This is a genomic window from Stenotrophomonas sp. AN71, assembly GCF_050435725.1.
Taxonomy (GTDB): domain Bacteria; phylum Pseudomonadota; class Gammaproteobacteria; order Xanthomonadales; family Xanthomonadaceae; genus Stenotrophomonas.
Map to the genome: position 1 here is coordinate 555278 of NZ_JBNDKU010000001.1, position 15177 is coordinate 570454.

Genomic DNA, 15177 nt, shown 5'->3' on the forward strand with positions numbered 1-15177 from the left:
CGATGGACGCCGCCACCCAGATGGCTGCCGACGGCCTGCAGGCCTTCGGCATGATCGGCACCGTGCTGTGGACGATGCTGCGCATCGGCGCGGTGGCCATGGCCATGCCCATGGTCGGCTCCCGCGCAGTACCGGCGCGGGTGCGCGTGGTGCTGGCCGGCACGCTGGCCATCGCACTGGCGCCGATGCTGCCGCCGGTACCGGACTGGACCGGGTTCGATGCCGCCACCGTGCTGACCATTGCCCGCGAACTGGTCATCGGCGTGGCCATCGGTTTCCTGCTGCGGCTGGTGTTCGAAGCCGGTGCGATGGCCGGCGAGCTGATCGCCCAGGGCACCGGCCTTGCCTTCGCGCAGATGAGCGATCCTCTGCGTGGCGGCACCTCCGGCGTGATCGGGCAATGGTTCTATCTACTGTTCGGCCTGCTGTTCTTCACTGCCAATGGCCACCTCGCCCTGATCTCGCTGGTGGTGGACAGCTACCGGGCGCTCCCGATCGGCGCGCCGTTGCCCGACCCGCATGCCTTCTTCAGCATCGCACCGACCTTCCTGCTGACGGTGTTGCGCGGCGCGCTGACCCTGGCCATCCCGCTGATTGTGGCGATGCTGGCGGTGAACCTGGCCTTCGGTGTGCTCGCCCGCGCTGCGCCAGCGCTGAACCCGATCCAGCTGGGCCTGCCGGTCTCGCTGCTGCTGGGCCTGTTCCTGCTGGCCCTGCTGGCCGGGGAGATGGGGCCGCCGGTACAGCGCCTGTTCGACGCCGCCTTCCAGGCCGCGGACGCGGTCACACGCTGACTTCATCATCACGCTTTGCCGCTTGCTGTCCCCCCGGGTCTGCGCGTTAGAGTGAATGCGTGGCGTCCAGGGGGGACACCACGCTTGGCCGGCGCCCTGCGTCGGCCTGCCTCATGCATGCCCCACCGTGGTTTCCGTCGACAGGCAAGTCCGGGAGACTGACGAATGCTGGTAGGCACGTACAACCCGTGGCTGGTGGCGATCTCATTGCTGGTCGCCGTGATGGCTTCATACACCGCGCTGGCGATGGCCGGACGCACCGCCACAGCATCCGGCAGGGGCGCGGCCTGGTGGTGGCGTCTCGGCGGCGGCTTCGCCATGGGCCTGGGCATCTGGTCGATGCACTTCATCGGCATGCTCGCCTTCGATCTGCCCATTCCACTGGGCTACGACCTGCCCATCACCCTGCTCTCGCTTGCCCTGGCCATTGCCTCATCGGTGTTCGCACTGTGGCTGGTCTCGCTGCGCACGCTGCCGCACCTGCGCCTGGCCGGCGGGGCCGTACTGATGGGCACCGGCATCGCCGGCATGCATTACGTCGGCATGGCCGCGATGCGCATGCGCCCGGGTATCGACTACGACCCGGGCTGGCTGCTGTTCTCGCTGATGGTAGCGGTGGCCGCCTCGTGGACCGCGCTGTACGTGGCCTTCCGCCTGCGCGCGCAGCGCACCCGGGTCGGCGACCGCCTGGCCGCCGCCGGCCTGCTCGGCCTGGCCATCGTCGGCATGCATTACACGGGCATGGCAGCCGCGCGTTTCCCCGAAGGCAGCATCTGCGGTGCAGCGGTCGGTGACGGCTTGCAGAACGAATGGCTGGCGATGCTGGTGGTGGTGTTGACGGTGGCGATCCTGGCCGTGGTGCTGGTGGTTTCGTGGCTGGACCAGCGTGTGGAGGCGCAATTGCTGCGCCTGCGCAACTCGATGCTGAGTACCTCGCTGACCGACGCCCAGCAGGAACTGACCCAGGCCGCGCTGCACGACCCGCTCACCCGCCTGCCCAACCGCCTGCTGCTGCAGCGGCGCATCGTGCAGGCGCTGGCCGACGCCGAACAGGGCGGTAGCCGCTTCGCCGTGATGTTCATGGACCTGGACGGGTTCAAGCAGGTCAACGATGCCTATGGCCACCAGGCCGGCGATGCCCTGCTGGTGGCCGTGGCCGAACGTACCCGCCAGCTGCTGCGGCCGCACGACCTGCTGGCGCGGTTGGGCGGCGACGAGTTCGTGCTGGTGGTGCGCATCGAGCACGACGAGGACCTGCCGACGCTGGCCCGGCGCATCCTGCAGGCAGTCGGCAGCGGACCGCTGCTGGCCGACAACGAGCTGCAGGTGACCGCCAGCATCGGCGTGGCGATCTGTCCGGACCATGCAGCCAGCGAACGCCAGCTGATGGCCTTTGCCGATGCTGCGATGTACCAGGCCAAGGAATCCGGACGCAACGCGTTCGTGCTGTTCGCCGACTGGATGAACGACAGTGCCGAGCAGCAGTTCCGGCTGCTGGCCGACCTGCGCCGGGCCATTGGCAGCGATCAGCTGTTCCTGCACTACCAGCCGAAAATCCGCGTGGCCACGCAGAAAGTAGCCGGCGCCGAAGCGCTGATCCGTTGGCGCCATCCGGAGCAGGGCCTGATTCCGCCGGACCGTTTCATCCGCCTGGCCGAGCGCAGCGGGGCGATCAACGAGATCGGCCGCTGGGCGCTGGACCAGGCCTGCCAGCAGCTACGGCGCTGGCATGATGCCGGCCACGATGGCTGGTCGATGTCGGTGAACCTGTCGCCGGTGCAGTTCAGTTCGCCACACCTGCTGCGCGATGTGCGCGAGGTGATCGAACGGTATGACATCACCCCGCGCCACCTGGTGCTGGAAATCACCGAGAGCACGGTGATGCGCGATACCGATACCAGCCTGCGCCTGCTGCAGGCACTGTCGGCGCTGGGCGTGGGCATTTCCATCGATGATTTCGGCACCGGCTACTCCAGCCTGCTGTACCTGAAGCGGCTGCCGGCCACCGAGATCAAGATCGACCACGCCTTCGTGCGTGACCTGGAGCACAGCGCCGAGGATGTGGTGATCGTCTCGGCGATCGTGGCGCTGGGTCATGCGCTGGACATGGACATCGTCGCCGAGGGTGTGGAGACGGCCGCGCAACGCGCCTATCTGGAACGCCTGGGCTGCGACTTCCTGCAGGGCTATCTGCTCGGCCGCCCGGTCGATGCCGCCCGATTCATGCAGCTGCACGACCTGCCACGGCCACGGGTGGAGCTGGCGCAGAGCCCGCCACAGGAGCGCCCGCCCGGGTAGGTGCCAACCTTGGTTGGCTCGCCCCTCCGCGTTCCGCGCCCGCTAAGCTCGGCCCGGCGCTACCATTGGGTGTCGATCCCCAAGTAGATCCACGCCATGTGTGGATGCGCCGTTCCACCGTCATCCAAGGAAGAGTCCGTGGCCCGACGTTCCCCCATTGTTGGCCTGTTGCTGGCCCTCGCCGTTGGCCAGGCCGCCGCCGCTGACCTGCCGTGGTCATTGCCAGCCAATGCTTCACCGGCCCAGGTCGACGACGCCCTGCAGGCGCTTGGCAACACCCTGCTGGAATCACCAGCCCTGACCGATGCGCAGCGTAGCCACGCACTGCTGGCAATGGGCCGCACGGCCGATGCGCAGCGTCCAATCCAGCAGACCCGCACCGGACTGGCGTCCGCAGGCGACACCGCAGCGGTGCAGCGCTGGGTGCCGATGCTGCTGCTCGCCACGGCGGGAGAGCAGGACGCAGCTGCGTATACGCAGGCCTTCCACAGCACCTTCACCCTCCTCGACGACGTTGCCGCCGTGCAGGCCGAAACCGCGCTTTCTGTTGAGCCTGCCACGGTGCGCGCGCAGCTGGAGCAGGCCATCGCGGCGCAGGCCGATGGCGCGACCGTACCCGATGCCGTGGCGCTGGAGCTGCTGCGCCTGCGGGCAGTACTGCGTGCACAGACCCTGGCCGCCGCACGGGTCCCTGCGCTGGTCGCGGCGGAAGAACAACGCCGCTTCATCATCGACGATTCGGTGCGCATCCCCGCCGGCGATGGCGTCGTGTTGTCGGCACAGCTGGCAAGACCTCGCACCGCATCCATGCCGTTACCGGCAGCAATGCTGTTCACCATCTACACCGATCCAGCGAAGAACCGGCTGAAGATGCTGCTGGCCGCTGCGCATGGCTATGCGGGTATAGTGGTCGATGCACGCGGCAAGGGACAGGGCACCGGCACCATCGCCCCCTACGAACATGATGGCGAGGACGCCAACGCGGCGATCGACTGGATCAGCCACCAGCCCTGGAACGACGGCCGCGTGGCCATGTATGGCGGCAGCTACGAGGGCTTCACCGCCTGGGCGGCGGCGCGCCATCATCATCCGGCGTTGAAGACCATCGTGCCCTATGTTGCCGCCATTCCCGGCCAGGGCCTGCCGATGGAAAACAACGTGTTCCTGAGCGCCAATTACGGGTGGGCATTCTATGTGGCCAATGGCCCGATGCTGGACGATGCCACCTACGGTCAGGGCGAGCGCTGGTCGCAGCTGGGTCCTCGTTGGTACTCCTCCGGCCGCCCCTACCGGCAGATCGACCAGGTCGACGGCACCCCCAATCCCTGGCTGCAGCGCTGGCTGGCCCATCCTTCCTACGATGCCTACTGGCAGGCAATGGTCCCGTATGGCGATCAGTTCAACGACATCCGCATCCCGGTGCTGACCATCACCGGCTACTACGACGATGGCCAGATCTCGGCGCTGCAGTATTTCAAGGAGCACCTCCGGCACCGGCCGGATGCCGACCACGCTTTGCTGATCGGCCCCTACGACCACCGCGGTGCACAGTCGGCACTCAAGGCGATGCAGCTGCGAGGTTACGCGGTCGATCCCGCCGCGCAGTTCGATACCCCAGCCGTAACCTTCCAGTGGCTGGACCATGTGCTGCGCGGCGCCCCTCGCCCGGCCCTGGTGCCCGACCAGATCAACTTCCAGTTGATGGGCGCCGACCGCTGGGGCCACGCGGCAACGCTGGAGGCTGCCGCAGGTGATCACCGCCGTTACCACCTGTCCGCCGGCCTGGCATCGGCCGAGGGCTACCACCCGCTGCAGGAACAGCGACCAGCGGCGGGCCAATTGGGGCAGACCGTGGACATGGCCGACCGCAATGAAACGCGGCATGGCTACTACCCATTCCCGATCATCGCCGCGCAGGACGAAAGAGATACCGCGCTGTCCTTCGTCACCGCGCCCTTTGCCGGCCCGATGGATCTGGTGGGCACCTTCTCCGGCGACCTGAAAGTCCGCATCAACAAGCGGGATTTCGATTTCACCGTCACCCTGTACGAGCTGCAGACCGATGGCCGCCGCATGCAGCTTTCCTATTACATGGGCCGGGCCAGCCACGTACGCGATCCGGCCACCCGCCAGCTGCTGCAACCCGGGCAGTGGACCCACCTGCCTTTCGACCGCACGCGCATGGTCGCCCGCCGCATGGCTACGGGCAGCCGTCTGCTGGTGAAGGTGGACGTACTGAAGGACGCCATGCACCAGGTGAACCATGGCACCGGGCGCGAGGTCAGCGACGAGTCCATCGTTGATGCCGGTGAGCCGCTGCGCGTGGACTGGCACAGCGACAGCGTACTGACGATTCCGTTGCAGCCGGCGACACCGGACGGATGATCGCGCCGGGCACGGCCCGGCGCTACCGGCACCTGCCCGGTAGGTGCCAACCTCGGTTGGCACATGCCCCCATCACGGAACGGTTCTTGCACGCACCCCGGCATCCCCTGCCGCAGTGCCCGTGATGTCCGAGAACGAATCCGCCGGCGAAAAGACCGAACAACCGACCGAAAAACGCCTGCGCGATGCCCGTGAACAGGGCAACCTGCCGCGCTCGCGCGAACTCGGCACCGCCGCTGTGTTCGGCGCCGGCGTGCTGGCCGTGATGGCCATGAGCGGTTCGATCGGCCGCGGCGCCAGCGCCTGGATGAAGCACGCACTCAGCCCCGAACAGAGCCTGAGGCAGAACCCGAAGGAACTGTTCGGCCACTTCGGCGACCTGCTGCTGCAGTTCATGCTGGTGATCGCACCGCTGGTGCTGGTCTGCCTGCTGGCCAGCTTCGTCGCGCCACTGGTGATGGGCGGCCTGCGCTGGTCGGCCAAGGCGATGATGCCCGACATCAACCGCATGAACCCGATGAGCGGGCTCAAGCGCCTGTACGGCCCGGAGGCGATTGCCGAGTTCACCAAATCGCTGCTGCGCGTGGGCTTCGTCGGCGTGGCCGCCGGCCTGGTGGTCTGGACCGGCTTCGACACTCTGCGCGGGCTGATCCACCACCCACTGGAGACCGCCATCACCGACGGCCTCGGCTTCACCCTGCGCCTGCTGCTGGCTACCGCCGGCGCCATGCTGGTGCTGGCCGCCATCGATGCCCCGTACCAGCGCTGGAACTGGATGCGCAAGCTGAAGATGACCCGTGAAGAGCTGCGCCGGGAAATGAAGGAAAGCGAGGGCAGTCCGGAGGTCAAGGGCCGCATCCGCCAGCTGCAGCAGCAGCTGGCCAACCGCCGGATGATGGAAGCGGTGCCCACCGCCGACGTGGTGGTGGTCAATCCCACCCACTACGCGGTGGCCCTGAAATACGAGGGTGGCGCCATGAACGCACCGACCGTGGTGGCGCTGGGCGTGGACGAGACCGCCCTGCGCATCCGTGAAGTAGCCGACGGCAACAAGGTCGCCATTGTCTCCGCCCCGCCTTTGGCACGCGCCTTGTATCGGGAAGGCCAACTCGGAAAGGAAATCCCCGTGAGATTGTATTCGGCCGTCGCCCAGGTCCTGTCCTACGTCTACCAGCTGCGCACCTGGCGTACTGGCCCGATGCCGGACGCCCCGCACATCCAGGTGGATGAATTCGGCAAGGGAGGTCGCCCGTGAGCGCCCAGCCCTCCTCCGGTTTCAACACCCGCCGCGCCCTGGAAATGATCCGCCAGGGGCTTGGCGCGCCGCTGATCGTGCTGGCCCTGCTGGCCATGGTCGTGGTGCCGCTGGCCGCACCGGTGCTGGACGCACTGTTCACCTTCAACATCGCCATCTCGCTGATGGTGCTGCTGGCGGTGGTGTACGTGAAGCGTCCGCTGGATTTCACCATCTTCCCGATCGTGCTGCTGATCACCACCATGCTGCGGCTGGCCCTGAACGTGGCCTCCACGCGCGTGATCCTGCTCAATGGCCAGAACGGCCACGAAGCGGCCGGCAAAGTGATCGCCGCCTTCGGCGAATTCGTGATCGGCGGCAACTACGCGGTCGGCATCGTGGTGTTCGCGATCCTGACCATCATCAACTTCGTGGTGATCACCAAGGGCGCCGGCCGCGTCTCGGAAGTGACCGCGCGCTTCATCCTCGATGCGATGCCCGGCAAGCAGATGGCGATCGATGCCGACCTCAACGCCGGTTTGCTGACGCGTGAAGAAGCCAAGCTGCGCCGTGAAGAGGTCCGTGAGGAAGCCGACTTCTACGGTGCAATGGACGGTGCCAGCAAGTTCATCCGCGGCGATGCCATCGCCGGCATCCTGATCCTGTTCATCAACATGCTCGGCGGCCTGGCCGTGGGCGTGCTGCAACATGGCATGCCGTTCGGCGAAGCTGCCGCCACCTACACCCTGCTGTCGATCGGTGACGGTCTGGTGGCCCAGCTGCCGGCCCTGCTGGTGTCCAGCGCGGTGGCGATGCTGGTCACCCGCGCCTCGCGCTCGCAGGACATGGCCCAGGCCATGACCGGCCAGGTATTCGGCCAGTACCGTGCGCTGGCCATCACCGCCGGCATCCTCGGCGTTGTCGGCCTGGTGCCGGGCATGCCCAACGTCGCTTTCCTGACGCTGGCCGCGATCCTCGGCTTCATCGCCTGGAAGGTATACCGCAAGGGCAAGGTGGCGGCGTCGGATGCCGCTGCGGGCGGCAGCGACGGCGCCGCACTGAACGCACTGGGCCGCCCGGCCGCGCCGGCACCGACCGCCGAACTGAGCTGGGACGAGCTGCGCCCGGTCGATCCGCTGGGGCTGGAGGTCGGCTACCGGCTGATTCCACTGGTGGACAGCAACCAGGGCGGCGAACTCATGGCGCGCATCAAGGGCGTCCGTCGCAAGCTGACCCAGGATGTGGGGTTCCTGATTCCCTCGGTGCATATCCGCGACAACCTGGAACTGCCGGCCAATGGCTATCGTGTGCTGGTGCATGGCGTACCGGTGGCCACCGCCGAGATCCACCCCGACCGTGAGCTGGCGCTGGACCCAGGCAGCGCCCTCGGCGCCCTGGAAGGTATCGCCGGCAAGGACCCGGCGTTCGGCCTGGATGCCACCTGGATCCAGCCGCACCAGCGCGCCCAGGCCGAAACACTGGGCTACACCGTGGTCGATCCGGCCACCGTGGTCGCCACCCACCTTTCGCACCTGATCCGCGAGCACGCGCCGGAACTGCTCGGCCACGAGGAAGTGCAGCACCTGCTGGCCAACCTCGCCAAGAGTGCGCCCAAGCTCGTCGAAGATCTGACGCCCAAGGCGCTGCCACTGTCGGCGGTGGTGCGCGTGCTGCAGAACCTGCTGGTGGAGCGCATCCCGATCCGCCAGCTGCGCAAGATCGCCGAAGCGCTGGTCGAACATGCCCCCAGCAGTCAGGACCCGGCCGTGCTCACTGCCGCCGTGCGCACCGCGCTGGGCCGTTTCATCGTGCAGGAAATCGCCGGAATGTCGGCGGAGCTGCCGGTGTTCACCCTCAACCCACAATTGGAACGTGTCTTGCAGGAGTCCACGCAGGGCAACGGCGCCGCGCTGGAACCCGGACTCGCAGAGCGACTGCACCAGAGCCTGGCCGACTGTGTCAGCAAGCAGGAAGCCCGCAACGAGCCCGCGGTCGTGCTGGTACCGGGCCCGGTGCGCGCCGCGCTGGCGCGCCTGGTCCGGCACAGCGTTCCGTCGCTGTCGGTCCTGGCCTACAGCGAGGTGCCGGAGGACAAGCGCTTGAAGCTGGTCGGAACGATCAGCTGACACCGCCCTCCATCGCGCCAGAAAACAGACACCACTTTCGATCCAACGCAACAGACAGATTCCAAGGGGAACCCGCACCGTGCAGACCACCGAACACCCGAGTTCTCCGACCGCCACCCCGCCGTCTTCGTCCCGTGACCACAGCATGAAAATCAAACGATTCGTCGCCGCCGACATGCGTTCGGCCATGAACCTGGTGCGCAAGGAACATGGTCCTGACGCCGTGATCCTGTCCAACCGCCGGATCGAGGAAGGCATCGAGATCGTCGCCGCCGCCAACTATGATGAAAGCGCCGTGCAGCGTGCGCTGGAAGCCTCGCGCCGTGATGTGGCTCCGCCGCCGCCGAAGCCGCGCACTGCCGCCGATGCGGTGATCGCTGCGGTCACCCGCCGCCGCAGCAGCGGCCCGGCCCCGGAGCCGGTCGCCGCCACCACGTCGGCCGTCGCCGCCCTCGCCCGCGCTGCAGTCGGCGCCACCGGCCGCACCCTCGACAGCGCCGACGAGATCGTACCGACCCGTGGCAGCACCGGCTTCGCCGCCACCCTGGCCCGCGCTGCCGTCAACGAACCGGCGCTGCCGGAGCAGATCTTCGCCCCGTACGCCGATGCCATCGTTGCGCCGGCGGCCAGCATCAGCGCGGCAGCCAACCGCGCCCGCTTCCAGATCGATCCGCCGCATGAAACGCATCACGAAAGCCCGGCCCCGGCCGTGCAACCGCCGCCGCTGCCTGTCGCCGTGGCCGGTACGCCGCAGGACATGATCGTCAATGAACCGGCGGCACCCGACACCCTCGCCGACGCCACGCCTGAGCCCACCCTCGCCCCGGCCCCGGTGCTGACCGTGGTGGCCCAGGACGATGCCGAGATCCGCCAGCTGCGCCAGGAAGTAGCCGGCATGCGCCAAGTGATCGAGCGCGAGATGAACCGCTTCACCGACGAGCGCCTGCGCGGCTGCCCGGTGCGCGCCACCGCGCTGGACCTGATGGACGAATATGGCTTCGATGCCGGGCTGGCCCGCGACGTGGCGATGCAGATCCCGCTGGAGACTGAAGCCCATCGCGGTCGCGGCCTGATGCTGGGGCTGATCTCGCGCAAGCTGCCGATCGCCCCGGTCGATCCACTGGAAGAAGGCGGCGTGATCGCGCTGGTCGGCCCAACCGGCGCCGGCAAGACCACCACCATCGCCAAGCTGGCCTCGCGCTTCGCTGAGAAGCACGCGCCACGCGACGTCGCCCTGGTGACCACCGATACCACCCGCATCGGCGCCCGCGAGCAGCTGTACGGCTATGGCCGCCAGCTGGGCATCGCCGTGCACGAGGCCAACAGCGGCACCGACCTGGACCAGCTGCTGGAGCGCCTGAAGGACTACAAGCTGGTGCTGATCGACACCGCCGGCCTTGGCCCGCGCGACCGTGCACTGGCTGCCCAGCTGCAGTGGCTGCGCGCCGCCCGCCAGGTACGCACCCTGCTGGTGCTGCCGGCCAACACCAGCTTCGGCGACATGGACGAAGTGGTCCGCCGCTTCGGAGCGGCCAACCTGCAGGGCCTGGTGCTGAGCAAGCTGGACGAGACCGGCCGCTTCGGCAACGCCCTGTCGGTGGCCGTGGACCATGCCCTGCCGATCACCTGGGTGACCGACGGCCAGGACGTGCCGGACGACCTGCACCGGGCCAGTGCAGCCAATCTCGTACTTCGCCTTGAAGATTTGCGCCGAGCGGCCGATATGCCCTGCAACCCGGAGTTGAACCATGCCGTCGCGTGAGTACGCCAAGCTGACCAAGACCTTCCCGCTGTCGGCCACCCGCAGCGAGCCGCTCGGCCCTGTGCGCACCATTGCCGTGACCGGCGGCAAGGGCGGCGTGGGCAAGACGAACGTGTCCGCCAACCTGGCCGTGGCGCTGGCCGGCATGGGCAAACGCACGCTGCTGCTGGACGCCGACCTTGGCCTGGCCAACATCGACGTGATCCTGGGGCTGAATCCCACCTTTACGCTGGCCGACCTGGTCGCCGGCCGCTGCACGCTGGACGACGTGATCGTCGAAGGCCCCAACGGTGTGCTGGTGGTACCGGCCGCGTCCGGCCGCCGGCACATGGCCGAACTGGCCCCGGCCGAGCACGTCGGCCTGGTCAACGTGTTCTCCGAACTGGAACGCGAGCTGGACATCATGGTGGTGGACACCGCCGCCGGCATCACCGATGGCGTGCTGACCTTCTGCCAGGCCGCGCAGGACACCGTGGTGGTGGTCTGTGACGAGCCGGCCTCGATCACCGACGCCTACGCGCTGATCAAGGTGCTCTCGCGCGAACGTGGCGTGGACCGCATCCAGGTCGTCGCCAACATGGTGCGCGACCCCAACGAAGGCCGCGTGCTGTACGAGAAGCTGACCCGCGTCTGCGAGAAGTTCCTCGCCGATGTCTCGCTGAACTACCTGGGCTGCGTGCCGCAGGATGACTGGCTGCGCCTGTCGGTACAGCGCCAGCAGCCGGTGGTGAAGGCCTACCCGTCCAGCCCGGCAGCCCTGGCGATCACCGAGATCGCCCGCCGCACCGCACGCTGGCAGGCGCCGACCGAACCGCGTGGCGGCGTCGAGTTCTTCCTCGAACGCATCCTCAAGCAGCGCGGGGTAGCCGCATGAAAGGCGCAGCCCAATACAGGGAAGTGCAACGTTCAGCCGCGAACGATGTCATCGCCCAGCATTCGGACCTGGTGCGGCGTATCGCCCATCACCTGGCCGCTCGCCTGCCGGCCAGCGTCGAGGTCGATGACCTGATCCAGGCCGGCATGATGGGCCTGATCGAAGCCTCGCGCAGCTACGACGCCGACCAGGGCGCCTCGTTCGAGACCTACGCTTCCATCCGCATCCGTGGCTCGATGATCGACGAGATCCGCCGCGGCGACTGGGTGCCGCGTTCGGTGCATCGGCGTGCACGCGATGCCGCCGCCACCATCCGTCGCCTGGAACAGAGCAGCGGCCGCGCCGCCAGCGCCACCGAGGTGGCCGCGGCGATGGAGATGCCGCTGCCCGAATATCTGCGGCTGATGGAAGACGCCGCGCGTGGCCAGGTGCTGAGCCTGGAATCGCGCATCGAAGACCAGGGCGAGCTGGACACCGTCGCCCAGGGTGGCCCGACCCCGCAGCAGGTGCTGGAACGCGGCGAGTTCGGCCGCGAACTGGGCAAGGCCATCGGCCACCTGCCCGAACGCGAACAGCTGGTGCTCTCGCTGTACTACGAACAGGAGCTGAACCTGAAGGAGATCGGCGCGGTGCTCGGCGTGAGCGAGTCGCGGGTCTGCCAGATCCACGGCCAGGCGGTGCTGCGCCTGCGTGGTCGACTGAAGATATTCGAGGCCGTCGACGCCGGCCTTGAAGAATGAACATGCCCGAGGCGGCTGCCCCCGGCCGCCCGGATTGAACAACAAAGGAATTCCGCTTTGAACAAGAACATGCGCATCCTGATCGTCGACGACTTTTCGACCATGCGTCGAATCGTCAAGAACCTGCTGGGCGATCTGGGCTTCACCAATACCGCCGAAGCCGAGGACGGGCATGCCGCACTGTCGTTGCTGCAGAGCCAGCCGTTCGATTTCGTGGTCACCGACTGGAACATGCCGGTGATGACAGGCATCGAGCTGCTCAAGGCGATCCGCGCCGACGCCAAGCTGAAGACGCTGCCGGTGCTGATGGTCACCGCCGAAGCCAAGCGCGAGCAGATCATCGAAGCCGCCCAGAGTGGCGTCAACGGTTACATCATCAAGCCGTTCACCGCGCAGACCCTGGAAGAGAAGCTCGGCAAGATCTTCGAGCGCCTGGCGGCCAGCGCCTGATGGATACCACGGTCGACAAGAACGCCCTCTCCCTGCGCCTGCAGGAAGCCCTGGACGCCCTGGAGTCCGGTGACGAAGCCGCATGGCGGCAGCGCATCGACGGACTGGTCGCGCTGCGCACGCAGCCGATGATGAGCGGCCTTTCGCGGCTGGCCCGCGAGCTGGGGCAGGCGCTGGGTGAACTGCCGACCGTGCCCAGCGAGGCCGGCGAACTGGACGACGCCTGCGCGCGCCTGGACCACGTGGTGGCGATGACCGAACAGGCCACCCATCGCACCCTGGACCTGGCCGAAGAGTGCCGCAGCCTGACCGAACAACTGCGCGCCGAAGGCCTGCAGCCGGGTCAGGACGCGCAGCTTGAGCGCATCCGCCACAACCTGACCGAGATCGCCCTGACCCAGAGCTACCAGGACCTGACCGGGCAGATCATCCGTCGTGTGGTCGGCATCGTACGCCGCGTGCACGAAGGTTTCGGCGCGCTCGGCCTGCCGCCGGAACAGCATCGCACCGACCCGGAACTGGCCGGGCCGGCACTGAAGGGACTGGACCGCCACGCGGTCTCGCAGAACGACGCCGACGACCTGTTGTCGGACCTGGGGCTGTAAGCATGAGCGCGGTATCCGACGACATCACTGCCGATTTCATCATCGAAGCGCAGGAGATCCTGGACCGCCTCGGCGAACAGCTGGTGTCGCTGGAGCAGGCACCCCAGGACACCGAGCAGCTCAATGCGGTGTTCCGTGGCTATCACACGCTCAAGGGCGGCGCCGGCTTCCTCGGTGTCACCGCCATGGTCGAGCTGTGCCACGCCGCCGAAGAAGCGCTGGGCATCGCGCGTGCCGGGCAGGCCCTGCTCCAGGCCCATCACTTCGACGCGGCCCAGCAATCGCTGGACTACCTGCAGTCGATGCTAGATGCGGTGTCGTCGGGCACCGAACCGGGCTATGCGCCGCCCGAGCTGATCGCGCAGTTCGACATGCATGGCAGTGCCGCGCCCGCCGCGTCGGTCACCGCACCCGCTGCCGCTGGCGGCGACCTGATCACCGATGACGAGTTCGAGGCCCTGCTCGATCAGCTGCATGGCGGCAACGCACCGACTGCGGTGGCCCCGGCAAAGAAGGCCGACGATGGGCTGATCAGCGAAGACGAATTCGAAGCCCTGCTCGACCAGCTGCACGGTGGCGCCGCGCCCGGCACCACACCGGTCGCCGTTGCACCATCGGTACCGGCGCCGGCACCGACAGCGCGCCCTGCCGCGTCCGCCCCGGCCGCCAAGCCGGCGAGCAAGCCGCTGGCAGAGGCCGAACACACCGTACGCGTGGATACCAAACGCCTGGATGCGATCGTCAACCTGATCGGCGAACTGGTGTTGTCACGCAATCGGCTGAAGACGCTGCGCGCACGCCTGCGCGATGAAGAGCTGGACCGTGCTGTGTCCACCCTGGACATCGCCACCGCGCGCCTGCAGTCGGCGGTCATGCGCACCCGCATGCAGCCGGTCGGCAAGGTGTTCTCGCGCTTCCCCAAGGTGGCCCGCGACGTTGCCCGGTCGCTGAAGAAGGAAGTGGATCTGGAGCTGATCGGTGCCGAAACCGAGCTCGACCGCAATCTGGTCGAGGCGCTGGCCGATCCGCTGGTGCACCTGGTCCGCAATGCCATCGACCATGGCGTGGAGATGCCTGAACTGCGAGAAGCGCAGGGCAAGCCGCGGATGGGCCACGTGCGTCTGTCGGCCCAGCAGGAAGGCGACTACGTCAGCATCGAGGTGCAGGACGATGGCGCCGGCATCGATCCGGAAAAGCTGCGCGCGAAGGCGCGCGAAAAGGGCCTGATCGATCCGGAAGCCGCCGCCCGCCTGAGCAGCGAGGAGTGCCTGCACCTGGTGTTCCTGCCGGGCTTCTCGACCAAGCAGCAGGTCACCGACATCTCCGGCCGTGGCGTGGGCATGGACGTGGTGCAGTCGCGCATCCGCGAGCTGAGCGGCCAGATCCAGATCCAGTCGGAACTGGGCCGTGGCAGCCGCTTCCTGATCCGCGTGCCGCTGACCCTGGCGATCCTGCCAACCCTGCTGGTGCAGGCCGGCGAGGACGTCTATGCGTTGCCGCTGGCGCGCGTGATGGAAGTCCTGCACGCCCCGCGCACCTCGCTGGGCTGGTTCGACGGCCGCGCCGTGCTCGACCGCCGTTCGCACACCCTGCCGCTGGTCGATCTGCGCCAGTGGCTGGATGTGACGCCTGCCGCGTCGCCCCTGCTGACCATCGTGGTGCTGCAGGCCGGTGAGGCCCGCTTCGGCCTGGTCGTGGACCAGGTGCGCGGGCGCGAGGAAGTGGTCATCAAGCCGCTGCCAAAAGCCCTGCGCGGTCTGCGCGGTTACGCCGGTGCAACCTTGATCGGCGATGGTCGCATGGCGCTGATCCTGGATGTGGATGGGTTGAGATGACCCCAGTCGGGCATGGCCCGGCGAACCGAAAACTGTGACCACCGTCTGTACGTACGCTCCCGGTGTCTCAAGTC

Annotated in this window: 11 protein-coding genes; all 11 read left to right on the forward strand. The window is 67.7% G+C overall.

Annotated features, from left to right (window positions below):
- Window positions 1-2: 2 nt before the first annotated feature.
- The 11 genes from fliR (at window position 3) to ABH900_RS02475 (ending at window position 15103) form a co-directional block, all read left to right on the forward strand.
- Window positions 3-794, forward strand: a complete 792-nt coding sequence (fliR, locus tag ABH900_RS02425; protein ID WP_429620927.1) for a flagellar biosynthetic protein FliR — start codon at window positions 3-5, stop codon at window positions 792-794.
- A gap of 165 nt (window positions 795-959) precedes the next feature.
- Window positions 960-3092, forward strand: a complete 2133-nt coding sequence (locus tag ABH900_RS02430; protein WP_429620928.1) for a putative bifunctional diguanylate cyclase/phosphodiesterase — start codon at window positions 960-962, stop codon at window positions 3090-3092.
- Between the two features lie 138 nt (window positions 3093-3230).
- The gene (locus ABH900_RS02435; RefSeq protein ID WP_429620931.1) at window positions 3231-5477 is read left to right on the forward strand and encodes a CocE/NonD family hydrolase; all 2247 of its coding nucleotides are present in this window, start codon (window positions 3231-3233) and stop codon (window positions 5475-5477) included.
- 124 nt (window positions 5478-5601) lie between these two features.
- On the forward strand, window positions 5602-6732 hold the full coding sequence (gene flhB / locus ABH900_RS02440) for a flagellar biosynthesis protein FlhB (RefSeq protein ID WP_429620933.1): 1131 nt from the start codon (window positions 5602-5604) through the stop codon (window positions 6730-6732).
- A 44-nt stretch (window positions 6733-6776) separates the two neighbouring features.
- Complete coding sequence (gene flhA, locus ABH900_RS02445) at window positions 6777-8837, forward strand: flagellar biosynthesis protein FlhA (protein ID WP_429621419.1); 2061 nt, start codon at window positions 6777-6779, stop codon at window positions 8835-8837.
- A 145-nt stretch (window positions 8838-8982) separates the two neighbouring features.
- Window positions 8983-10599: a flagellar biosynthesis protein FlhF gene (flhF, locus tag ABH900_RS02450; protein ID WP_429620934.1), complete on the forward strand. Its 1617-nt coding sequence runs from the start codon at window positions 8983-8985 to the stop codon at window positions 10597-10599.
- Window positions 10586-11473, forward strand: a complete 888-nt coding sequence (locus ABH900_RS02455) for a MinD/ParA family ATP-binding protein (protein ID WP_010482449.1) — start codon at window positions 10586-10588, stop codon at window positions 11471-11473. Before flhF ends, ABH900_RS02455 begins: the two co-directional genes overlap by 14 nt.
- Window positions 11470-12213, forward strand: a complete 744-nt coding sequence (locus ABH900_RS02460) for an RNA polymerase sigma factor FliA (protein ID WP_188489504.1) — start codon at window positions 11470-11472, stop codon at window positions 12211-12213. The genes ABH900_RS02455 and ABH900_RS02460 overlap by 4 nt, the downstream gene beginning before the upstream one ends.
- A 57-nt stretch (window positions 12214-12270) precedes the next feature.
- A complete protein-coding gene (gene cheY, locus ABH900_RS02465) occupies window positions 12271-12663 on the forward strand; it encodes a chemotaxis response regulator CheY (protein WP_006365466.1) in 393 nt (130 codons plus the stop codon).
- A complete protein-coding gene (locus ABH900_RS02470; RefSeq protein ID WP_429620936.1) occupies window positions 12663-13268 on the forward strand; it encodes a protein phosphatase CheZ in 606 nt (201 codons plus the stop codon). The genes cheY and ABH900_RS02470 overlap by 1 nt, the downstream gene beginning before the upstream one ends.
- Before the next feature lie 2 nt (window positions 13269-13270).
- Window positions 13271-15103 (forward strand): chemotaxis protein CheA, encoded by a 1833-nt coding sequence (locus tag ABH900_RS02475; protein ID WP_429620938.1) that lies wholly within the window; start codon window positions 13271-13273, stop codon window positions 15101-15103.
- Window positions 15104-15177: the final 74 nt, after the last annotated feature.